General features: G+C 71.6%; 15 protein-coding genes. 14 read left to right on the top strand and 1 reads right to left on the bottom strand.

Annotation, left to right across the window (positions count from 1 at the left end; all coding sequences use genetic code 11):
• The first annotated feature begins 15 nt into the window (after window positions 1-15).
• Together NMK44_RS28210 and NMK44_RS28205 are read left to right on the top strand one after the other, a co-directional pair.
• Window positions 16-1,386, top strand: coding sequence for a carbohydrate ABC transporter permease (locus NMK44_RS28210; RefSeq protein WP_254748218.1), 1,371 nt, complete (start codon window positions 16-18; stop codon window positions 1,384-1,386).
• On the top strand, window positions 1,383-2,264 hold the full coding sequence (locus NMK44_RS28205; protein ID WP_254748216.1) for a carbohydrate ABC transporter permease: 882 nt from the start codon (window positions 1,383-1,385) through the stop codon (window positions 2,262-2,264). Before NMK44_RS28210 ends, NMK44_RS28205 begins: the two co-directional genes overlap by 4 nt.
• Before the next feature lie 66 nt (window positions 2,265-2,330).
• Here the strand turns inward: NMK44_RS28205 and NMK44_RS28200 are convergent, their stop codons facing one another.
• Window positions 2,331-2,789 (bottom strand): ATP-binding protein, encoded by a 459-nt coding sequence (locus NMK44_RS28200; protein WP_254748214.1) that lies wholly within the window; start codon window positions 2,787-2,789, stop codon window positions 2,331-2,333.
• A 341-nt stretch (window positions 2,790-3,130) separates the two neighbouring features.
• Between NMK44_RS28200 and NMK44_RS28195 the strand changes: the two genes are divergently transcribed.
• The 12 genes from NMK44_RS28195 (at window position 3,131) to NMK44_RS28140 (ending at window position 22,342) form a co-directional block, all read left to right on the top strand.
• Window positions 3,131-4,486, top strand: a complete 1,356-nt coding sequence (locus tag NMK44_RS28195) for an NsdA family TPR-like regulatory protein (protein WP_254748212.1) — start codon at window positions 3,131-3,133, stop codon at window positions 4,484-4,486.
• A 320-nt stretch (window positions 4,487-4,806) separates the two neighbouring features.
• On the top strand, window positions 4,807-5,661 hold the full coding sequence (locus NMK44_RS28190; RefSeq protein ID WP_254748210.1) for a hypothetical protein: 855 nt from the start codon (window positions 4,807-4,809) through the stop codon (window positions 5,659-5,661).
• Window positions 5,662-5,963: 302 nt separating this feature from the next.
• Window positions 5,964-6,896, top strand: a complete 933-nt coding sequence (locus tag NMK44_RS28185; protein ID WP_254748208.1) for a hypothetical protein — start codon at window positions 5,964-5,966, stop codon at window positions 6,894-6,896.
• Between the two features lie 405 nt (window positions 6,897-7,301).
• The gene (locus tag NMK44_RS28180; protein WP_254748206.1) at window positions 7,302-8,210 is read left to right on the top strand and encodes a radical SAM/SPASM domain-containing protein; all 909 of its coding nucleotides are present in this window, start codon (window positions 7,302-7,304) and stop codon (window positions 8,208-8,210) included.
• 12 nt (window positions 8,211-8,222) lie between these two features.
• Entirely contained in the window at window positions 8,223-9,041 is an 819-nt protein-coding gene (locus NMK44_RS28175; protein WP_254748204.1) for a phosphotransferase, read from the top strand.
• Between the two features lie 162 nt (window positions 9,042-9,203).
• The gene (locus NMK44_RS28170) at window positions 9,204-11,519 is read left to right on the top strand and encodes a bifunctional glycosyltransferase/CDP-glycerol:glycerophosphate glycerophosphotransferase (RefSeq protein WP_254748202.1); all 2,316 of its coding nucleotides are present in this window, start codon (window positions 9,204-9,206) and stop codon (window positions 11,517-11,519) included.
• Window positions 11,520-11,564: 45 nt separating this feature from the next.
• Window positions 11,565-13,415 (top strand): stealth family protein, encoded by a 1,851-nt coding sequence (locus tag NMK44_RS28165; RefSeq protein WP_254748200.1) that lies wholly within the window; start codon window positions 11,565-11,567, stop codon window positions 13,413-13,415.
• Window positions 13,388-14,446, top strand: coding sequence for an FkbM family methyltransferase (locus tag NMK44_RS28160; RefSeq protein ID WP_254748198.1), 1,059 nt, complete (start codon window positions 13,388-13,390; stop codon window positions 14,444-14,446). The genes NMK44_RS28165 and NMK44_RS28160 overlap by 28 nt, the downstream gene beginning before the upstream one ends.
• A 260-nt stretch (window positions 14,447-14,706) precedes the next feature.
• A complete protein-coding gene (locus NMK44_RS28155) occupies window positions 14,707-16,821 on the top strand; it encodes a hypothetical protein (protein WP_254748196.1) in 2,115 nt (704 codons plus the stop codon).
• A complete protein-coding gene (locus tag NMK44_RS28150; RefSeq protein ID WP_254748194.1) occupies window positions 16,742-18,715 on the top strand; it encodes a glycosyltransferase family 2 protein in 1,974 nt (657 codons plus the stop codon). Before NMK44_RS28155 ends, NMK44_RS28150 begins: the two co-directional genes overlap by 80 nt.
• Window positions 18,716-18,869: 154 nt before the next feature.
• Window positions 18,870-20,318, top strand: a complete 1,449-nt coding sequence (locus NMK44_RS28145) for a bifunctional cytidylyltransferase/SDR family oxidoreductase (RefSeq protein WP_254748192.1) — start codon at window positions 18,870-18,872, stop codon at window positions 20,316-20,318.
• Between the two features lie 26 nt (window positions 20,319-20,344).
• The gene (locus NMK44_RS28140) at window positions 20,345-22,342 is read left to right on the top strand and encodes a glycosyltransferase family 2 protein (protein WP_302888733.1); all 1,998 of its coding nucleotides are present in this window, start codon (window positions 20,345-20,347) and stop codon (window positions 22,340-22,342) included.
• Window positions 22,343-22,360 lie beyond the last annotated feature (18 nt).

Here is a 22,360-nt window from a genome sequence, read left to right as displayed (position 1 = left end):
CGGGAGATCCCCATCATGTCGACCGCGACACCGGACGGCGCGGCCACGCCTGGCCGGGCACCGTCCGTCCCACCCGCCGCAACACCCGCCCGGAAGAAGAAGGGTGTCCTGGGCACCCGGCCGTGGCTGGCCGCGGTGTTCCTGCTGCCCGCGCTGGCGCTGCTCGGCGCGCTCGTCGTCTATCCGATCGGCTACTCCGTCTACCGCAGCTTCTTCGACGCGGGCGGCGACGGATTCGTCGGACTGGACAACTACCAGGAGATGTTCTCCGACGACGCGACCAAGACGGCGATCAAGAACAACATCATCTGGTTGATCCTGGCCCCGACCGTCTCCACCGCCCTCGGACTGATCTTCGCCGTGCTCACCGAGCGGATCCGCTGGGCGACCGCCTTCAAGCTGATCGTCTTCATGCCGATGGCGATCTCGATGCTGGCGGCGGGCATCATCTTCCGGCTGGTCTACGAACAGGACCCGGACAAGGGCGTGGCCAACGCCCTGTGGGTGAGCGTGCACGACTCGTTCACCGAGCCGCCGCCGTTCCCCGGCGCCCATCCGCGTCCGGACGCCGGGCTGACCGCGTCCCCGGGCGGGGCGTACACCACCGAGGCGACCGCGAGGGCGGGTTCCCCGGCGTCGATTCCGCTGGTGGCCGCGAAGCGGGACAACATCAGCGGGGCGCGGACGGCCGCGCGGGCCGAGCCCGAGGCGGGGAAGGTCACCGGCACCGTCTGGTTCGACTTCACCCGTGGCGGCCTCGGTGAGCGGGGCGTCATCGACAAGGGCGAGAAGGCCATGGCCGACCTCAGGATCGAGGCGGTCAAGGACGGCAAGGTGGTCGCGGAGACGACCACCGCGGCGGACGGAACGTACCGGCTCCCGGCCGCGGCCGAGGGGGCTCAACTACGGTTTCCCGCCTGGAACTTCTCCGAGCCGTACAACGGGGTGGACTGGCTGGGCCCGTCCTTCGTCACCCCCGCCATCATCGGCTCCTACGTCTGGATCTGGGCGGGCTTCGCGATGGTGCTGATCGCGGCGGGGCTCGCCGGGGTGCCGCGTGAGCTGATGGAGGCCGCGCGGATGGACGGCGCCAGCGAATGGCAGGTGTTCCGGCGGATCACGGTGCCGCTGCTGGCACCGGTGCTGTCGGTCGTGGTCGTGACGCTGATGATCAACGTGATGAAGATCTTCGACCTGGTCTACATCATCGCCCCCGGCCCCTCACAGGACGATGCCAACGTACTGGCGCTCCAGTTGTTCCAGTCGTCCTTCGGAACGGATGCCAACCAGGGTCTCGGCAGCGCCATCGCGGTGCTCCTGCTGCTCCTGGTGCTCCCCGTCATGTTCTTCAACATCCGCCGCATCCGAAGGGAGAGCCGCCGATGACCAGCGCGGACACGGTCGTACCTACGAAACGGTCCCTCGTCGCGCGGATCGCGGCGGGTGCCGGTGGCGGGGTGACCCGGGTCGCCCTGGTGCTGATCGGCCTGTTCTGGCTGATGCCCACCGCCGGGCTGCTGCTGTCCTCCCTCCGCGACCCGGCGGACGTGGACCTCTCCGGATGGTGGAAGGTCTTCTCCGACCCCGGACAGCTCACCTTCGACGGCTACGACAAGCTGCTGAGCAACCAGCAGATCACCGACTCGCTGTGGACCACCCTGGCGATCACCGTTCCGGCCACCCTGCTGGTGGTGATGATCGGGGCGCTGGCGGGCTACGCCTTCGCCTGGATGGACTTCCCTGGCCGCGACTGGTGGTTCCTGCTGGTGGTCGGGTTGCTGGTGGTCCCGGTGCAGGTCGCCCTGATCCCGGTGGCCAAGCTCTTCGGTGAGGTCGGCCTCTTCCAGACCACCACGGGCGTGGTGCTCTTCCACACCGCCTTCGGTCTGCCCTTCGCCATCTTCCTGCTGCGCAACTTCTTCGCGGAGATCCCCCGTGAGCTGCTGGAGGCGGCGCGGCTGGACGGCGCCGGGGAGCTCCGGCTGTTCCTCCGGGTCGTGATGCCCCTGGGCGCCCCGGCCATCGCCTCGCTCGGCATCTTCCAGTTCCTGTGGGTCTGGAACGACATGCTGGTGGCCCTGATCTTCGCCGACAGCGGCAACCCACCGATCACGGTGGCCCTCCAACAGCAGGTCCGCCAGTTCGGCAACAACATCGACATCCTCGGCCCCGGGGCCTTCGTCTCGATGGTGATCCCCCTGGCGGTCTTCTTCGCCTTCCAGCGGCAGTTCGTGGCGGGTGTGATGGCGGGCGCGGTGAAATAGCCCTCCCGGCCCCTCTTCGGCCCGGCGCCCCTCACGAGAGAGGCGCCGGGCCGCACCACTCCCTACTCACATCACCGCACACTCCGCCCACACCGTCTTACCGACCGGGCTGCGAGGCGTCGTGCCCCAGCGGGTGGCCAGCACGTCCACCAGGAGCAGCCCACGGCCGCACTCGTCATCGGGCGTCGGCATCGGCATCGGCGGAATGGCCGGGAGGCGGTCTTCTCGGGAGTCCGAGACCTCGATACGGATCGTCGGCGTGGCCGAGGGTTCGCGGACGAGGCGGAGCCGGAAATCCCGTCCGGGTAAGCGGCCATGCCGTACGGCGTTGGAGGCCAGCTCCGCCACCAACAGGGCCACCGTGCAGGACGTGTCCGACGCGGGCGGGTAGCCCCACTCCTCCATACGCCGCACGGCACGTCGTCGCGCGAGGCGGGCCCCGCGCGGTGTGGCGGGGAACCGCTGCGTGAGTTCCCGGAGCTCGGGCTCCGGCGCTGTGGTCGGCTTCAGCACGGTGTTGTCCATTTCCGTCCGTTCGATAATCCGTGCACGCTGATGCCCTCGCTGCACGTGGCGGCGACGCCATCAGTCGTCAGGCGGCACGGGCTGCGGGTAACTGCGCGACCCATGTCGTGAGCTCGGTCAGTACTCGGCCGGTCTCTGTTCGGCCGGGTTCGGGGACAGGAATGCCCGAGCCCGGTGTGGGCGTACGGAACTTCGGGGTGCCGCCCGGACCAGGGGGAGCCTGGATCACGGTCGCGCCGTTCCGGGCGGTTGCTGATAAGTGAACCGGTGGTCACGCTCAGTGGGTACGGTGGAAGGCAGCTGAAGCGGTATACGCGGTTTACAGCTCCGGACGGAGGAACGTGCCAGCGTCGAAGAAGCCCAACTCACGCCTGTCCGAAACCATCCACGCCGTTGGGTGCACCTACGAGGCGCTGGCCAAGGACGTACGCCGGATCGCGGCAGAGAACGGCGAACTTCTCCAGACCAACAAGTCGGCCGTCTCTCACTGGGCGAACGGCACGCGCACGCCGTCCGGTCGGGCAGGCCAGTACCTCGCGGAAGCCCTCTCCCGTCGATTGGGGCGCGTCGTCACTCAGACCGAGATCGGTCTGCAATCACCTGATGTGGAGCCTGCCACGTATGGCGACCCGGTCGAGACGGTCACGGGCCTTGGCCGCGCGGATGTCGAACGACGTCGCTTCCTCGCCGTTGCGGCATTCACCACAGCCGGCGTCGCCATGCCGCTCCTGCACGACCACGAGGCCACTGCCCGAGTCCTCCGTGCCCGCACCGGCCGTTCTCTTGTCGGAGCGGAGGACATCGATGTTGTACGACAGATCACTGCGGCCTTCAGCTCCGCGGACGAACGCCTCGGTGGCGGCCACGGCCTAACTACCGTCACGGCGTACCTCGCCGACACGGCGGCTCCGATGCTCCGTGGACGCTTCTCTTCGGAACCCTTACGCCGAGCAGCCTTCGGTGCCGTGGCCGAACTCGCCTACCTGGCCGGATGGAAACACCACGACCTGGGTCACGAGGGTGCTGCCCAGAGCTACTACCACGTGGGCTACCAGCTCGCCTGCGAGGCTGATCCGCACGGCCATGCCGCCTGGATGATGCGCTCTCTGGCTCACCAAGCCCTGAAGCTCAAGCAGCCTCACCACTGCGTCGACCTTGTCGAAGGGGCTCTTGCCCGTGGAGTCGGCCATGTCGACGGACAGACCGAGGCACTGCTCCACATCACGCATGCCCGCGCCTGCGCGGCTGTCGGCGAGAACGCTTCGGCCAGCCGTGCTCTTCTCGCTGCGGAGGACGCACTCCTCCGAGAGGACGGGCCACAGCCCAGTTTTTCCCTCTTGAGTGGTCCAGCCGCGGGCACCGTCGCCAGCCACACGGCAAAGGCACTGACCGAGATGAAGGACTTCGTCGGTACGGAACAGCAGCATCGCGATGCTCTCACCCGCTGGGACCCGATCAAGTTCAAGCGCGTGCACGTGCTCACCTACGCCGACTTGGGCGACAGCCTTGCCGACCAAGCCCGTGCCGACGAGGCGGTGGCCTCATGGACCCAAGCACTCAGCCTCATGGACGGGATGACGTCCGACCGCGCCCATAAGGCAATTACCTCGATCCGTCCCACCCTGGCGGTCTACCAGCGTCGCAGAGTCCCCGGGGCTGCGGATCTCGCCCGCCACGCCCGTGAGGCCCTCGCCTGACGTACCCGGACCTGCTTGGGGATAGTTGAAGACCGACCACCGTCCCTGAGCCGGCCGAGGACCGGTCGACGTCGCAGCTCCGAGTCCACCGGACCCTCGTACGCGGGGGCCCGGCGGGCCACGAACTCCCCCAAAGAACCGGGATAGAGAACTACCCGCCCACCCACCTTGCCTACTGGTCACCCGTACGAGTGACCGGCTTGCGGGCCGCGCACACCGGTCGTTACGTTCACCGCAACAACCGCAAACAGACGACGGCCCCCGGCCGGGACTGGCATCCCGATCGAGGGCCTGACCGATCAGGAAGAGACACCTTCCCGATGGCTGACCCGCAGTCTAACGCGCCCGCGCGCGCCGACGTCGGAGCTCCGACCTCCGGCGTGATCCACGTCCGTACCCGCCTCACCGCCGACTTCACCGTGATTGCCAACGCCCTCGCCCAGCGGCGTGGAAGCGCGGTCACGATCGGCGTCGCGGCGTACATCGCCTCGCTGCCCGACGGTACGCCCGTGAGCATCGCCGCACTGTGCGAGCACTTCACCGAGGGCGAGATCCTGATCTCCCGCGCCTTACGGGAGTTGGAATCCGCCGGCTATCTGGAGCGACGGCGAGAGCGCGGCCCCGGGGGCGTCATCCGTACCCGGACCTACTTCTACGACGTACCGGGCGGGCGCGCACCTGCCCCACCGCGCCCCCGCACGGCGCGGGAGGCACCCGCCGCGTGTACGGCACCGCGTAGGCCCGACCCGGTTCCCGCACCCGCCGGGGCCGACGAACGGGCCGTCGCCATCCTGGCCTCACTGCGCGTCGCCGACCCCCGGCTGGTCCTGTCCCGCCGGGACGTCGCCGAACTCGCACCCGCCGTCACCCAATGGCTCTCCGCCGGGGTGGGGCCCGCGCAGATTACCCGTGCGCTCACCGCAGGACTCCCCGACCGCCTCCTGACCCGCCCGGCCCGCATCCTCGCCTACCGCCTCAGCGAGCCTCCGCTCCCCGTACCCGCCGCCGCCCCGGTCGCCCCGCGCGGTGCGCCACCCGCTCTCCCCCTGCGGACGTGCGACGGCTGCGACCGTGCCTTCCGCTCCGCGCACGGCGGCCGTTGCCGCGACTGCCGAGCCACATCCAACGCGCCCACCACCACAGCCTCCGGCGAGGCCCTGCCCACGGCCTGCTGAGCGGAGCACGCGCCTCCGGCACGTTTCGGCGACGCCTGGCGTCGGGATGATGAGGAAGCAATCCACGCCCAGGGGCTGGTTCTCGTGCCTGATGCGGGCGGGGGGCCGATCACGGAGTCTTGATCCGCATCGACGGTGAGACGGCTCGCTTCCGGCACTGACGCCGCTTCCCGCCCCCGTTCCTCGTATGTGGCACCGGCACCGCGCCAGGCGCCACTGGGGCGGTGCCTGGTTCTCGCATCAATAGACTCCCCTCATCAGCGCATACGTTCGGGTGCTGCCACCGAGAACAGGGGGATGCGGTGTCGACGGTCGACGTGCAGAAAGTCTGGAAGCCGTCTGGCTCAGAACTCCAGGGGGGACAACGCCCGCTGTGGTGGACCGCCGGCCCGACGGGGGAGCTGGCTGTTCTGCTGGTCCACCGGCAGTACCTGCGCCAAATCCCTTACATCAAGGGTTGGGTCGGATGGGGCCCGCAGGTCCCCTTCGACGGGGTGCTCCTGATGCGCCAGGCCGACGGGTCACTTCACCGTCGACCGGTCAAGGACGTGCCGGTCTGGCCGAGCCACATCGCTCTTCTCCCGGAGTCCCGACTGCTCATAGCAAGCGGTCGGGCGCGCAAGGAGGACGCGAGGACGTGGAGCCCGAACGCCGCGGTGTTTTCTCTGGAAAGTGGTGGCCAGGAGGCCGCCTTCTGCATCGGCGACGACATCCCGGCTCTGGTGACCGATCGCGAAGGATCGATCTGGACGGCTTACGGGGACGAAGGCATCTACGGAGGGCATCCGGAGTCTGCAGCCGGTCTCGCCGGTTGGAGTGCCGAAGGTCGGGCGATCTGGGCCCCGGGAGGTCGCCTTCCTGACGTGCCTTTGGAGGGATGCACCGCCGCCACCGAGGGGGACCGGGTCTGGCTGATCTGGTACTCCGGCGGCCGGCGGGGAGGCACGTTCTTGACGCGGATCACCCCGTCCACCGGTGAGGTGACCAGTTGGCCCAGCCCCGTACGTGATCCGGACGGATTCGCCGTGCACGGCCGTCGAGCCGTCCTGACCCAACGCGTTCACAACCAGCGGTCAACCGAAGTGGTGCGAGCCGAGCTGGATGGTGATACCTGGAAGGTGACCGAGCGGCGCAGGATTCGAGTGCCCGGGCGGGTGGTCATGCACTGCGGCCAGGGTCGTGACGGTCTTCTGTGGCTTCGCGCCGGCCACACGTGGCTTCCTATCGAAGCCTGACGGCAGCCGAGGGCGTGCGGCCCATGAGCGACGGGCCACCTCGGCCGTGCAGGCCATGCCGACCACGCCGTCAGACCATCGTTCGGCCACCGCGCCAACGATGGCGTTGGGCGAACGAAGGCATTTCCGGGGGCGCCCGCCACGCTGCCGACGTTCAGATGTCCCGCCGGGACGTCGCCGAACTCGCACCCGCCGTCACCCAATTGCCCTCCGCCGGGGTCCCGCGCAGATCACCCGTGTGCTCCCCGGCAAGTTTTGGCAAGTTCCTCGCTCCAGTGCGCAGCGGCGAGCAAGCTCGGGCATTGTCGGGTGATTGTCGGGCAAGTTCCGGCACATTTATGCAGCCTCATCCACTGCCTTCCTAGCCTCATCAGCATGGCTTAAAGCGTTTCCGAGAGAGCGGAGATGACTGTGGCAGGTAGCGGCACAACTTCAGGAACGGCCGTGACTGCGGTCGCCAGGAAGCCGGAAGTTCAGCAGCGGCCCACCGAGCTCCTATGGCTCGACCTCACTCGTAAGTGTCAGCTCCGCTGTGGTCCATGCTTCAACTCCTCAGGACCCGAGGGGACGCACGGCACCATGACGCGCCAGGACTGGATCAGCGTCATCGATCAGGCCGCCGAAGCAGGGGTCCGTCGTGTGACCCTCATTGGGGGTGAGCCGACGCTTCACCCGGACGGTGTCTTCCTGGTGGAGCGCGCGCTGAAACTCGGTCTGAGCGTCGAGCTCTACAGCAATCTCGTCCACCTCTCCCCCGACTGGTGGCGGATCCTGCGACGTACGGGCGTCTCGCTGGCCACGTCGTACTACTCGGACCGGGCGAAGGAGCACAACGCGGTGACCGGCCGCCCCAGTCACGCCCGGACCCTGGCAAACATCAGAAAGGCCGTGCGGCTCGGCATCCCGGTGCGTGCCGGAATCGTCGCGACCACCGACACACAGCGGGTCGACGAGGCGCGGCGGGAGCTGGAGGCGCTCGGGGTGAAGCGCATCAGCGTGGATCACGTCCGACCCTTCGGACGGGGATCGGAAGGCGCCGCTCCGGACGTGTCGGGACTGTGCGGGAGGTGCGGTTCCGGCAGGGCCTCCATCGGCCCGGACGGCGGTGTCTCCCCGTGTGTGTTCTCCGCCGGCTGGATGGGCGTCGGCAACGTCCAGGACATGCCCCTGGCCGCTATCCTCGGCGGCGACGCCATGACGGAAGCCAACGTAGCCATCCGCGCGGCGGCAGGATCCGACCCCTGCGACCCGGACGACGTCCCCGACGAGTGCTCGCCGGGATTCCCGGGCAGTGAGTGCACACCGCGCAACTGAGCGAAGGACGCGATGAACAACAGCCGTCCCCCACAAGAGCTCTGGAGCCTCCTCCACCCCTACACCGGGCACCTGACCGATGTGGAGCATGCCTCGCGCGGATTCAGTTCCGACCTCACAGCCCTGATCCGCTGCGAGCGGGGGCCGTTCTTCGTCAAGGTGATGCGTAACCGGCCGGGAGGGCGTCGGGACTCCCTGGTCCGGGAAGCGCTGATCAACCCGGCGGTGCGGCAGGTCTCCCCGGCTCTGCTGTGGCGCGCGGAGGACGAGGAATGGATTGCCCTGGGATTCGAGGTGGTGGAAGGGAGGCGGGCAGCCTTCGAGCCCGGCTCACCGGACCTGCCCGCCGTGGTGGACACCCTGAACCGGATCAGCTCGCTCGACCTTCCCGAGGTCGCGCGGGACTGGCCTGAGACCCGCTGGGACCGGTTCGCCCGTGATGAGACGGAGGCGGATCTGTTCCAGGGTGATGGGCTGCTTCACACGGATATCAACCCGAGCAACTTCGTGGTCGGGCGGCACGGCACATGGGCCGTGGACTGGGCGTGGCCGACGAGGGGAGCCGCGTTCATCGACGTGGCCTCCCTCGTCGTACAGCTCATCGCGGCCGGGCACTCCGCCCCGAGCGCCGAGTCATGGGCCGCGCGCTGCCGGGCATGGGAGAACGCGGACCCTGTCGCGATCGACGCGTTCGCCACCGCCACCTACCGCATGTACCGGTCACGAGCCAGCCGGTTCCCCGATGCCGCCTGGCTCCAGGACATGGTGGGAGCCACCCGGGCGTGGACGGTTCACCGAGGTGTGGCCGACGGGCGGGGCCGGAAGGGCTAGAAGCGCTGGACGGGCGTGGGGTATCCGCCCGTCCGGCGCTGGTGCGTTGGGCCGAACGGGGTCACTTTGGGGGCGCCCCCGCCACGCTGCCCCGCCCCGCGGGCGACGTTCAGATGATGGTGTGAGAAACCGTTCGCACCGCGTCGACCGATGGGATGCCCCGTGCCCCGGTTCAGCGTCATCGTGCCCGCATACGAGGTGCAGGCATATCTCCACGACTGTCTGCGCTCCGTGCTGGACCAGGATTTCGCGGACCTCGAGCTGATCGCGGTCGACGACCACTCCCCCGACGCGTGCGGCGCCATCATCGACGAGGCCGCGGCGCGCGATCCCCGGGTCCGGCCGGTGCACCTCGGGGAGAACACCGGGCTCGGCCGTGCCCGTAACGCCGGGATCCGCCGGGCCACCGGCGACTACCTGGTCTTCCTCGACGGCGATGACACCCTGGCCCCCGGGGCACTGCGCGCGATCGCCGAGCGGCTGGAGCGTACCGGGGACCCGCAGGTGCTGGTCTATGACTACACGCGGGTGGACTGGACGGGGCGGGCCACCCGGAACGTCCGGGCCGAGCTGCTGCGCCAGAGCGGGCCGGAGGTGTTCACCCTGGACCAGCGGCCCGAACTGCTGGGGCTGCTGATGGTGGCGTGGAACAAGGCGTACCGCCGGGACTTCATCCGCGCCGAGGGGTTCGCCTTCCCCTCCGGCTTCTACGAGGACACCCCCTGGACCTTCCCGGTCCTGCTGTCCGCGGAGTCCGTCGCGGTGCTGGACCGGGTGTGCGTGCGCTACCGGCAGCGGCGGCGGGGCGGGATCCTGCGTACCACCAGCCGCCGCCACCTGGATGTGTTCGACCAGTACGAGCGGGTGTTCCGGTTCCTGGACGGACGGCCGGAGCTGGCCCACTGGCGCCCGGCGCTGTTCCAGCGGATGGTGGAACACTTCGCGGCGGTCTTCACCGCGCCGGGGCGGCTCCCGGCCGGGGCGCGCGCCGAGTTCTTCCGGCGGGCGGGTGCCCACCACCGCCGCTACCGGCCCGCCGACGCCACCACCCCGCCCGGCCGCGCCTGGTGGCGCTGTCTGCTGCTGCGGCTGGGAGCGCGGCGGGTGTTCCAGTTCCTGCGCGGCGCCGACCGGGTGCGACGGGGCGCGATGACCGTGGCCCCGGTGGTGTACGCGCGGCTGCGCACCGCCGCGCTGTGGCTGCACTACCGCGTCCAGCTCTGCCGTCCCGTCGACCCCGGGCTCGCGGTGTTCGCCGCGTACTGGCACCGCGGCTACGCCTGCAACCCGGCGGCGATCGAGACCACGGTGCGCCAACTGGCACCGGGGATGCGCACCGCCTGGATCACCACCGCCGAGTACGCGCACACCCTGCCGCCCGGGGTGCGCCGGATCCAGCCCGGCTCACCCGCGTACTGGACGGCGCTGGCCCGCGCCCGTTTCCTGGTCAACAACGTCAACTTCACGCCCCGGATGCGCAAGCGGCCCGGTCAGGTGCACCTCCAGACCCATCACGGCACTCCGCTCAAGCACATGGGTCTCGATCTGCTGGACCGTCCGGCCGCCGCGCGCGGGATGGACTTCGGCGAGCTGCTGGAGCGGGTGGACCGCTGGGACTACAGCCTCTCCGCCAACCGCCACACCACCCTGACCTGGGAGCGGGTCTACCCTTCCGGCTACACCACGCTCGCCTACGGCTCCCCGCGCAATGACGTCTTCCAGCGGGCCGGCGCCGGGGACGTGGCCCGGCTGCGGGAGCGTCTTGGCATCCCGGCGGACAGCACCGCGGTGCTGTACGCGCCCACCCACCGCGACTACCAGCGCGGCTTCGTACCCCGGCTGGACCTGGAGCGGGTGGCCCGGACGCTGGGCCCCGGCTTCACCTTCCTGGTCCGGCCGCACTACTTCTACGGGCACGGGCCCCGGCCGCGCGGCACCGGCCGGGTCATCGACGTCTCGGCGCACTCAAGCGTCGAGGAACTGTGCCTGGCCGCCGACGCGCTGATCACCGACTACTCGTCGATCATGTTCGACTACGCCAACCTCGACCGCCCGATCGTCATCCACGCCGACGACTGGGACGCCTACCGCGCCACCCGCGGCACCTACTTCGACATCACCGCCCATCCGCCCGGCCCGGTCTCCCGCTCCGAGAGCGAGCTGATCGCCCTGTTCGCCACGGACGCCTGGTACGGCACCCGGGCCACCGCGCTGCGCGCCTCCTTCCGGGCCCGGTTCTGCCCGTACGACGACGGCCGGGCGGCCGAACGCGTGGTGCGCCGGGTCTTCCTGGGCCAGCGCGCCGAACTCCTGCCGCCCGTGGTGCCGCTGGCCGAGCGGCGCCCCGCGCCGGCCGCCCGGCGCGGCGACGCGGTGGTCACCGGCCCGGCCCCGGCCGATGCCTCCCCGGCGGGGGCGTCCGCCGCGGCCGCCGCGCAACGCCACTGGAGCCGCCCCCACCGGAGCCGCCCCCACTAGAGACCCGCCCCAGGCCGCCCGACCCAGCCCGACCCAGGACGCACGATGCCCCTCACCGCACCGCCCGCCCGTCCCCGCCCCTGGCTCGCCGAACCGCCGCCGCTGGTGCGCGGCTACCGGCGCACGGTCCCCATGCCGGTCCGTCGCGCGGTCATCGCCGTGACCGGTGCCGGACTGCGCCGCGCGGCCATGCGGGGTCTTGGCGGCGCGTCGGCGGTCTCCGGCGCGCTGCGGCTGCGGCGGGCGCGCCGACGGCTGCTGCGCGCGGGGCTGTTGGGCGCCCCCGAACGGATCGTGATCGCCGACCGGCGGGGCACCCGGGTGGCGACCGTGGCGCCCGCGCCCACCCCGCTGTCCGCCCGCGCCGAGAACCTGCGGCTGGTGTGCGAGGCCCTGGACCGCGCCGCGCTGGACCACTTCGTCGTCCGCTGCCACTCCAACCTGGCCTCGGCGGTGGGCGTACGGGCCGATCAGCGGGACCGGGTGGTCGCGGCGCTCGCCGCGCTCTGTGCCCGCGAGGCGGGCTATGTGTCCCAGCCCGCGCGCCCCCGGCACCCGGCCACCCCGCCGCGGCTGGGCGCCTCCGCCACCGCCTGGCGACGGCTGAAGGACGCCCCCGTCATCCGGTTCACCCGCTATCACGCCGGGGACGGACGGGCCGGTGAACGGCTGGTGCTGGGTCCCGCGCACGGCTGTGACATCGAGTTCTGGGAGCCGTCGGGCGAGGGCGGCGCACCGCAGCTCCTCGCCCCGCGGTTCAACCGCACCACCGCGTCGGTGCCCCTGGTCGGCGCACCGGTACGGGCACCCGGCCATCTGTTCACCCGGCTCGCCCCGGCCGACGGCTGGCGGCCGGGCCCGCTGGTGCGCACCCGGCCGGAGTTCCTGACCCGGCTGCCGGACGAGGTGCGCTTCCCCGTCGACGTCGTCTACACCTGGGTCGACGGCGCGGACCCGCTGTGGCAGCGGCGCCGTGCCGCCGCGGCGGGCGAGGGCTACCACGCACAGGCCGCCAACGCCGCCCGCTACGCCAACCGCGACGAGCTGCGCTACTCACTGCGCTCGCTCTACCTCTACGCCCCCTGGGTGCGCCATATCTACATCGTGACCGACCACCAGGTCCCGGACTGGCTCGCGCTCTCCCACCCGGGCCTCACCGTCGTGGACCACCAGGACATCTTCGACGACTCCGGCGCGCTGCCGACCTTCAACTCCCATGCCATCGAGACCCGGCTGCACCACATCGACGGGCTGGCCGAGCACTTCCTCTACTTCAACGACGATGTCTTCCTCGGCTCCCCGGTCACCCCGCAGGACTTCTTCCTGGCCAACGGGGTGTCCAAGTTCTTCCCCTCCCGGGCGCTGATCCCGCTGGCGCCGCTGGACGCCGACGACGTCCCGGTGTCGGCGGCGGGGAAGAACAACCGGGCGCTGCTGGAGAGCCGGTTCGGCGCGACCGTCACCCAGAAGATGAAGCACACCCCGCACGCGGTGCGGCGCAGTGTGCTCACCGAGATCGAGCGGGAGTTCCCCGAGGAGGTCCGGGCCACCATGGCCAACCGGGTCCGTTCGCCCTCGGACGTCTCCGTACCGTCCTCGCTCCACCACTACTACGCGTTCCTGACCGGCCGGGCGGTGCCCTCCTCGCTGCGCTACGACTACTTCGACCTCGCCCAGCCCGCCATCCGCTCCCGGCTGGCCAGACTGCTGCGGTCACGCCACTGCCAGGCGTTCTGCCTGAACGACACGGTCTCCTCCGAGCACGACCTCGCGGACCAGCTCGCCGTCCTCGGTCCCTTCCTCGACGCCTACTTCCCCGTTCCCAGCCCGCTGGAGCGGGCCCCGTCCCGACAGGAGACCCGCCGGTCATGCCCCTCGCCATCACTCTCCCGCTGAATCCTGAGGTCCTCCGGACCAGCGGCCCCTACCCCCGGGCGCTCAATGTGCTCAGCCGCAAACAGACGGCGGTGCAGCGCCAGTTGCGGCGTGCCGGTCTGGCGGGTTACGAGCCCACCACCCAGGCCACCTTGCTGGCGCTGGCCCAGCGGACGCCCCCGGGTGGCGCGGTGTACGACATCGGTGCCCATATCGGGCTGTACTCGGCCCTGATCAGCGCGGTCTACGGAAAGGACGGGCCGCGGACCGTCGCCTTCGAGCCGACCCCCCAGACCGCGGCGCTGTGCCGCCGGATCCGGGAGTGCAACCGGCTGGGGTTCGAGGTGCAGCAGACCGCGCTCTCCCGGGAGCCGGGCACGGCCGAGCTGTACTTCTCGCAGAAGTCGGAGTCGTCCAACTCGCTCAACCCGGCGCACCGCAAGCACAGCGAGTCGGTGCCGGTGCCGGTCACCACGGTCGACGCGTTCACCGAGGAGCGCGGGCTCAGCCCGCATCTGATCAAGGTCGATGTGGAGACCTTCGAGGCGGCGGTACTGGAGGGGTCGCTGTCCACGGTCCGCCGCCACCGGCCGTGGATCGTCTGCGAGCTGCTGCCGAGCGCCGACCACGACGCGCTGCGCACGGCGCTGGCGCCGCTGACCGCGATGGACTACGGGCTGTACCCGATCACCCCGGACGCCCCCTGGCACCGCTACGACGAGACGACCTACCGGCCCGCGGTCAGCGCCCAGTGCCGTGACTGGCTGCTGGCCCCGCGCCCCTTGGCCCCGGACTTCCACCGGGCGGTGCGGCAGTGGCTGATCGCGATCCTGGCCTGTGACGAGACCACCAATCTGCTCACCCCGGACAAGGCGTCGTTCCCCTACGGCTGGAACGCTCCCTACCGTCCCCGCGCCCCGCGCTCCGCGCTGCTGGCGGGCGCGGCGGCCGTCGCCCGGCGGGCGCTGGGTCCGGGTGCGGTGCCGGGCCGGTCCGGGTTCACGGTGCCGGGCCGCCGCCGCGGCGGGGAGGTGCCGACCTCCACCCGGTGACCGGCCTCCGGTGACCGGCACACGATGACCGACCCTCCGGTGACCGGCACACGATGACCGGCGCACCCCGTCGGCCCAGCTCCGCCCGGCCGTGGCGGCGTTGAGCCGTCCGGGTGACGCCGGAGGCGGGAGCAGGCCCATGGGGCCCGCTCCGCGCTGCCCGGACAGCGCTCCGCCGAACTATGACAAAAGGCGCAAATAGGTACCTTCACCTACAGTTCCCAACTAGTACGATTAATCCGCCGTGAAGGGCCCGCGTCATGAACCGCCTCGGTATCGAGAGTCCCCGCGGCCTCGTGGCCTTCGCCACGCTGGCCGGGTGTCTGGTGACGATGGCGGTGGCCGCCGTCACCGGCGCCGGAGGGCCCTTCGCCGCGGCCGGGTTGCTGGGCTGCGGCTGCGACCTGCTGCTGCACCGCACCGAACCCGGGCTGATGACCCGTCTGGGGCGGCTGCACATCGGGGAGACCCTCCGCTTCGAACTGCGCTGTGTGCTGCTGCTCCTGCTGCTCGGCCGACTGCATCTGACCGGCCCGGTCGGGCTGGCCGCGGCCATGACGCTGGTGCTGTGCCTGGTGGGCGGACAGGCCCTGCACGCCGCCATGCGCACCCTCATCCGGCGCCGCCGCAGACTCGCCGTCGTCACCCGCGGGATCGATCTGCGCCGGCTGGGCATCGGCGACCGGCCGCCCCGGCGGCTCACCGAATGGCCCGGCCAGCGGATGCTCACCTACGAGCTGGTCACCCTGGCGGGACTGACGGTCTCCCTGGTCACCGATGACGCCCGCTGGGTGGTGGCCGGACTGGCCCTGGCCGCCGGCGGCTGTCTGGTGACGGTGCTCGCGCTCGTCCCGTACCTCGTCCGGGCCATCCGGATGCCCGGTGCCGCGCAGGTGCTCGCCGAGGTCGACGCCTGGCTGATCCGCCACCGGCCGGAGACGGTCCTGTACTTCTCCGGCTCCCCGGAATCCGCGTACCAGGTCAATATGTGGCTGGAGACCCTGGCCGCGCTGCCCGCCCCGTCCCTGGTCCTGCTGCGCGAACGGCATCTGGTGGAGGCACTGGCGCCGACCCCGCTGCCGGTGCTCTGCGTCCCCAGCGCGGTGCACCTGATGAACCTGGACCTCAGCAGCGTGCGGGTCGCGCTCTACCCGGCCAACGTCGGCAAGAACATCCACCTGCTGCGCGTCCCCACCATGCAGCATGTCTTCCTCGGCCACGGCGACAGCGACAAGATCGCCAGCGTCAACCCCTACAGCAAGGTCTACGACCAGGTGTGGGTGGCGGGCGAGGCGGGGCGGCGGCGGTACGCCGAGGCCGCCGTCGGAGTCCGGGACGCCGATATCACCGAGGTCGGCCGCCCCCAGCTCGACGGCGTCCGGGTGGCCGACGGCGACCGCGCGCCCGCGCCCGTCCCCACCGTGCTGTACGCGCCCACCTGGGAGGGCTGGACCGACGAACCGGGGAACACCTCGCTCATCGCGGCCGGTGAACACCTGGTACGCCAACTGCTGGACAGCGAACGCCCGGTCCGCGTCATCTACAAGCCGCATCCGTTCACCGGCAGCCGCTCCCCCGCGGCCCGCGCGGCCCATGAACGCATCGTCGCCCTGATCGGCGCCGCCAATGAACGGCGGGCGGCAGGACCGCCGGCCCGGGAGCCGGAGGACATCATCGCCGCACGCGCGGAGGCCGCCCGTGAACTGGCCGAGCTGACCCGCCGGATCGCCGCCCTGGAGGCCCGGCTGCACCGGGCCGACGCCGACGAGGCGATGCTCACCCGCGACAGCGCCGAACCCGACCCGGCCGCCCTGGCGGAGGCCGGGGAGCTGCGGGCGCGGTGGTACCGCGCCCACCGGGCCGCCGCGCCGCCCTGGCTCCACCAGGTGGCCGAGGGCCCCGCACCCACCCTCTACCAGTGCTTCGACCAGGCCGACCTGCTGATCGGTGACATCTCCAGCGTGGTCTCCGACTTCATCGCCAGCCTCAAGCCGTACGCCCTCACCGACACCGCGCGGCTCGGCGGGACGGAGTTCCGGCGGCAGTTCACCGCGGCCCGCGCCGCGTATCTGCTCGGTCCGGACGGCTCCGGTACGGACCACCTGCTGCGGCTGCTGTTCGACCCCGGCCTGGACGAGCTGCGCACCGCCCGCCACGAGTTGAGGGAATTCCTGCTCGGCCCCGCCTCCCCGCCCTCCGTCCAGCGCTTCGGCGAGGCGGTGGCGCGTGCCGCCGCACGGGGCGAGGAGGTCATCCGGCTGCGGGAACTCCAGACCATCCGCGAGGGAGAACTCGATGAGCATCAAGGTCAGCGTGATCGTCCCGGTGCACAACACGGGCAAGACGGTCATGGACGGGTTGACCTCCTTCCGTGAACAGACCCTCCCCCGCCGGGACTTCGAGGTCATCTGGGTGGACGACGGCTCCACCGACGACACCCCCGACCTGATCGCCTCCGAGATCGCGGCCGAGGAGAACTTCCACCTGCTGCGCACCGAGAACTCCGGCTGGCCCGGCCGCCCCCGCAACATCGGCATGGACACCGCCCGGGGCGCGTACATCCACTTCGTGGACGACGACGACCGGCTGGCCCCCGAGGCCCTGGAGCGGCTGTACGCACGGGCCGTGGAGACCGGCGCCGACATCGTCTGCGGGCGGACCGCCGGACACGGCCGCACCGTCGCCCGGGTGCTCTACACCAAGCCGATGGCGGCGGGGAACCTGCGCCGGGACACCGTGCTGCTGTCCAGCATGACCGTGCACAAGCTGTTCCGGCGGGACTTCCTCACCGCGCACGGCATCCGGTTCCCCGAGGGCCGGGTACGGCTGGAGGACCACCTGTTCATGCTGCGCGCCTACCTCCTGGCGGAGAAGGTCGCCACCGTCCACGACTACACCTGCTACCACTGGATGCGGCGCGAGGACGGCCACCACATCAGCTTCGGCCGGATCGAACCCGAGGAGTACCTCGGCAGCGTCCGGAAGATCATCCGGATGGTGCGCGACCACGTCGAACCCGGTCCGCTGCGCGACAAGCTGATCTCCCACTGGTACGCGGGCAAGGTGCTGGCCCAGGTGCAGGGCAGGAAGTACCTCTCCCAGCCGTCCGGTTACCGCGAGGAGCTGTTCACGGCCGTGCGCTCGCTCGTCACCGACTGCGTGCCGCCCGAGGTGGATGCCAAGCTCCCCGCCAAACAGCGGGTGGTCTCCGCGCTGGTCCGCCACGGTGAGCGCGGTCCGCTGGAGACCTACGCGGCCCTGGAGGCGGGCACCACCCATGAACCCCGGCTGGAGGGGCTCCAGTGGCGCGGCGGCAGCCTCGTCGTCCGGATCAGCACCCGGCTGGTGCACACCGGCCCCCGCGGCCGTACCACCCCGGTGCTCTTCTCCCGGGCGGGCGACCGCTACCGCTGGCAGCTCCCGTCGTCGATCGCCGGACTCCCCGGGGTCGCCGAGGCCGCCGACTTCACCGCCGAGATGCGCCGGGCCACCGTCACCGGCCAGCTCAAGCACCGTGACGAGGCCACCGAGCTGCTGCTGCCCACCACCCAGCGGGCCACCGACTTCCCCGCCGCGGACGAGGACCGGCCCCGGCCCTCACTGCTGGCGCGGCTGCTGCGGCGCGGCACCGGGGAGCGCGCCGCGGCGGACTCCGCGCCCGGCGGTGAACAGCTCTACGGGGTCTGCTTCGACGCCGAGTTCACCATCGACCCGGCCACCGCGGACCCGGGCCGGCCGCTCAGCGGCGTCTGGGACGCCTACGTCCGGCTGGACTGCTGCGGCTGGACCACCGCCCGGCGGCTGGGCGCGCTGCGCGCCGGCGGGGTGGACCAGGAGCGGATGCCCGCCTTCACCGGCCGCGCCCCCTCCTTCGCCAACCCCTACTGGACCAAGGACCACGGCAATCTGAGCCTGTCCGTGGACGGTTCGCTCGATCCGCTGGGCCGCGCGGTGCGGGACGTCTCCCGGGTCACCGTCACCCCCGAGGGCGACGACCTGGCCGTCACCGTCCCGCTGACCATCGCCCCGCTGGACACCCGCGTACCGGTCACCGTGCGGCTGGAGCGGGACGGCGCCGATCCGCTGTGGCTGGACGGCGGGATCGCCCCGCCCGACGGCCCCGGCCTCCCCGCGCTGACCTTCCGCGTCCCCGAACGCGAGCTGGACGGCCCCTGCGCCCTGCACCTGGAACGCGGCGACCGGTCCGGGCGGCTGGGGCTGCGGCTGGCCCGGCTGCCCGGCACCGGACGCTGGTCCGTCACCCGCTAGCGGCCCGGGCCACATCCGCCCCTCATCCCCGTCCCCCACCCTGACCCCCGCGACCGGAGCCGGGCCCCCCGGACAGCCGTCGCACCCTCACCCACCGGAGCAGCCGACACCCCACCAGGAATCCCCCGGGATCCCCCAGGAGTCAGGAGCGACCATGGGCAGACCGCGCAGAGCGCGCACCACCGCCGTCGTCCTCGCGGGCGGCACCGGCCAGCGGGTCGGTCTCACCCTGCCCAAACAGCTACTGAAGATCGCCGGAAGACCGATCATCGAGCACACGCTCCAGATCTTCGAGGACGCCACGGCCGTCGACGACGTCCTGGTGATGATGACCCCGGACTTCGTGTCCGAGGTGGAGAAGATCGTCGCCGAGGCCCGGTTCACCAAGGTCCGCGCGGTGCTCCCGGGCGGCGCCACCCGCAACGAGACCACCCGCGCGGCCATCGCTGCGCTGGACGCCCGGCTGACCGGCGGCGAGGACCCCGGCGTCCTGTTCCACGACGCCGTACGCCCCCTGCTGTCCGCCCGCATCATCGACGACTGCGTCCAGGCCCTCACCCGCTATGACGCGGTGGACGTGGCCATCCCCTCCGCCGACACCATCGTGGTCACCCGCACCCACGGCGACGACGGCGAGTTCATCACCGACGTCCCCGACCGCTCCCGGCTGCGCCGCGGCCAGACCCCGCAGTGCTTCCGTCTCTCGGTGCTGCGGCGCGCCTACGAACTGGCCGCCGAGGACCCGCTGTTCCACGCCACCGACGACTGCTCGGTCGTCCTGCGCTATCTGCCCGACGTCCCCATCCACGTGGTCACCGGCGACGAGCACAACATGAAGGTGACCGAGCCCGTCGACATCTTCATCGCCGACAAGCTCTTCCAGCTCGCCTCCCAGACCGCCCCCGCCCAGCCCGACGAGGCGTCCTACCGGCGGCTGCTCACCGGCAAGGTGCTGGTCGTCTTCGGCGCCAGCTACGGCATCGGCGCCGATGTGGCCGCCCTCGCCCGCGGTTACGGCGCCACCGTCTTCCCGTTCAGCCGCTCCGGCAGCGGCACCCATGTGGAGGTGGCCGCCGAGGTCGAGGAGGCCCTGCGGCACGCCCACACCACCGCCGGGCGCGTGGACCACGTCGTCAACACCGCCGGGATCCTGCGGGTCGGCGAACTCGCCCACGCCGACGCCCGCACCATCGAACTGTCCACCCTGGTCAACTATCTGGCCCCGGTGCACATCGCCCGCTGCGCCTACCCCTACCTCGCCGAGACCCAGGGGCAGCTCCTGCTCTACACCTCCAGCAGCTACACCCGCGGCCGCGCCCGCTACAGCCTCTACTCCTCCGCCAAGGCGGCCACCGTCAACCTGACCCAGGCGCTGGCCGACGAATGGGCCGCCGACCGCATCCGCGTCAACTGCGTCAACCCCGAGCGCACCCGGACCCCCATGCGCCGCCGGGCCTTCGGCGACGAACCCGCCGAGTCGCTCCTCTCCTCCGAGGCCGTCGCCCGCACCTCGATCGACGTCCTGCTGTCCCCCCTCACCGGCCATGTCATCGACGTACGCCGCCAGGACCCCCCGCCCGCGGCCACCGGCGACGCCGCCTGAGCCCCCACCGCACCCCCGGAGCCCGTATGCCGCGCACACCCCGCACCGGCCCGCCCCGCGTGAGCGTGATCATCCCCGCCTACAACGCCATGCCCGAGCTCACCCGCGCCATCGACTCCGCGCGGGACCAGACCCTCGGGATCGGCCGTATCGAGATCATCGCGGTCGACGACGGCTCCACCGACGGCACCGCCGCGGAGCTGGACCGGCTCGCCGCCGAATGCCCCGCGCTGCGCGTGGTCCACCAGCCCAACAGCGGCGGTGCGGGCGGCCCCCGCAACACCGGACTCGACCTCGCCCGCGGCGACTTCGTCTTCTTCCTCGACGCCGACGACCGCCTCGGCCCGGACGCGCTGCGCCGTATGGTCGCCATGGCCGACCAGAACGGCACCGACGTGGTGCTCGGCAAGATGGTCTCCGCCAGCGGACGCGGTGTGCCGCGCGCCGTCTTCCGCCACAACCAGCTACGTACCGATGTCTACAGCTCCCACGCCTACTCCACCCTCGGCCCCTGGAAGCTGTTCCGCCGCTCCCTGATCGAACGGCACCAGCTCCGCTTCCCGCTGTGCCGCAACGGCGAGGACAAGCCCTTCACCGCCGCCGCCTACCTCAACGCCTCGGGCATCTCCGTGGTCGCCGACTACGACTGCTACTACATCGACTACCGCGAGAACGGCCAGAACCTCACCCGTACCGCCGCCGGTCTCACCGACCGCATCGACGCCATGCGCGCGCTGTTCGAGACCGCCGCCCGCTACACCCGCCCCGGGCCCCGCCGCGACACCGTCATGCGCCGCCACATCCAGTGGGAGCTGTGCGGCGCGCTGCGCGCCCTGCCGCGCGAGGACCCCATCGAGGCCCGGACCCGCTTCTTCCCCGAACTGCGCCGCTGGGCCCAGGACCACTGCTCCGACGCGCTGTTCCGCACCCTCACCGCCCCCGAGCGGCTGATGGTCCATCTGCTGCGCGCCGACCGCTTCGAGGACCTGATGGCCGTCGTCCGCGACGCCAAACGCGACGCCGACCGCGGCCACCTCGTCGACAAGGGCCGTGTCTACTGGCTGCACCCCGCCTTCCGCGACCCCGCGGCCGATGTCCCCGACGCCTGCTTCGACGTCACCGACCGGCTGCCGGTCAGCCACCATCTGGCCGGGGCGGGCTGGCACGGCCGCAGCACCCTGCGGGTGCGCGGCACGGCCTCCATCGAGGGACTGGCCCCCGGCCCCGAGGACCGGACCGAACTGGTGCTGCGCCGCCGCGAGGCCACCGACGAACTGCGCACCGCCGTTCTCCCCGGCGACGGCGGGGAGTTCACCGCCGATGTCGACATCGCCACGGGGGACGGCGGCGCACCGCTGCGCCCCGGCGTATGGGACCTCTACCTCGACGTCCGCGCCCAGGGCATCAGCCGCACCGTACGGTTCGGCAGCCGCCACGACGACGGGCTGGACATCAACACCGCCCGCCGGGTGGTGGCCGCCGGACGCGGACTGCGCGCCCGGGTCAGCCCCTACTTCACCACCCCGTACGGCAATCTCTCGCTCGACATCGGCCCGGCCCCCAGGGGTGCGCCCTGCGAGGTGACCGAGGCCGTGTGGCACCCGTCCGAGAAGGGCACGCTGGTGGTCGCCGGTCGGCTGCTGCCGCCCGGCAGCCCGGCCCGTGGCCGGAGCCTGCGGCTGCGCGCCGAACACGCCGACGGGCGGGTCCTGGACCATCCGGTGCGGTTCGCCGCGGGCCACCCGGCGGGCGCGTTCACCGCCCGGCTGTCGGTGCGCGACCTCAGCCGCGGCCGGTGGACGGTGACCCTGGCCATGACCGGGCCCGGCGGGGCCCGAAGTGACGGCCCGCCGCGCGCCGCGCCGGTGCCGCCGCCCCCGCGGCTGCCCGGCGCCCGCTGGCTGCGCCGGGGCCGCCCGTACTACGCCAAACCGCTCACCGGCCATGGCCAGACGACCCTGGAGCTGCGGGTCGCCCCGGTGCGGCTGGTGGCCGCGCTGCGCAACCGGCTGCGGCGGCGCTGAGGACAGCGCCGCCGCGGA

This window comes from Streptomyces cucumeris (assembly GCF_024295805.1).
Lineage (GTDB): Bacteria > Actinomycetota > Actinomycetes > Streptomycetales > Streptomycetaceae > Streptomyces > Streptomyces cucumeris.
Note: the sequence above shows the minus strand (reverse complement) of the source record. Positions and strands in the feature narration are given on the sequence as shown.

Bases quoted from the DNA above. Each gene is read 5' to 3' on its own strand.
- NMK44_RS28210 (WP_254748218.1), top strand. From the start codon at position 16: ATGTCGACCGCGACACCGGACGGCGCGGCCACGCCTGGCCGGGCACCG.
- NMK44_RS28205 (WP_254748216.1), top strand. From the start codon at position 1,383: ATGACCAGCGCGGACACGGTCGTACCTACGAAACGGTCCCTCGTCGCG.
- NMK44_RS28200 (WP_254748214.1), bottom strand. From the start codon at position 2,789: ATGGACAACACCGTGCTGAAGCCGACCACAGCGCCGGAGCCCGAGCTC.
- NMK44_RS28190 (WP_254748210.1), top strand. From the start codon at position 4,807: ATGGCTGACCCGCAGTCTAACGCGCCCGCGCGCGCCGACGTCGGAGCT.
- NMK44_RS28180 (WP_254748206.1), top strand. From the start codon at position 7,302: ATGACTGTGGCAGGTAGCGGCACAACTTCAGGAACGGCCGTGACTGCG.
- NMK44_RS28175 (WP_254748204.1), top strand. From the start codon at position 8,223: ATGAACAACAGCCGTCCCCCACAAGAGCTCTGGAGCCTCCTCCACCCC.
- NMK44_RS28165 (WP_254748200.1), top strand. From the start codon at position 11,565: ATGCCCCTCACCGCACCGCCCGCCCGTCCCCGCCCCTGGCTCGCCGAA.
- NMK44_RS28160 (WP_254748198.1), top strand. From the start codon at position 13,388: ATGCCCCTCGCCATCACTCTCCCGCTGAATCCTGAGGTCCTCCGGACC.
- NMK44_RS28155 (WP_254748196.1), top strand. From the start codon at position 14,707: ATGAACCGCCTCGGTATCGAGAGTCCCCGCGGCCTCGTGGCCTTCGCC.
- NMK44_RS28150 (WP_254748194.1), top strand. From the start codon at position 16,742: ATGAGCATCAAGGTCAGCGTGATCGTCCCGGTGCACAACACGGGCAAG.
- NMK44_RS28145 (WP_254748192.1), top strand. From the start codon at position 18,870: ATGGGCAGACCGCGCAGAGCGCGCACCACCGCCGTCGTCCTCGCGGGC.
- NMK44_RS28140 (WP_302888733.1), top strand. From the start codon at position 20,345: ATGCCGCGCACACCCCGCACCGGCCCGCCCCGCGTGAGCGTGATCATC.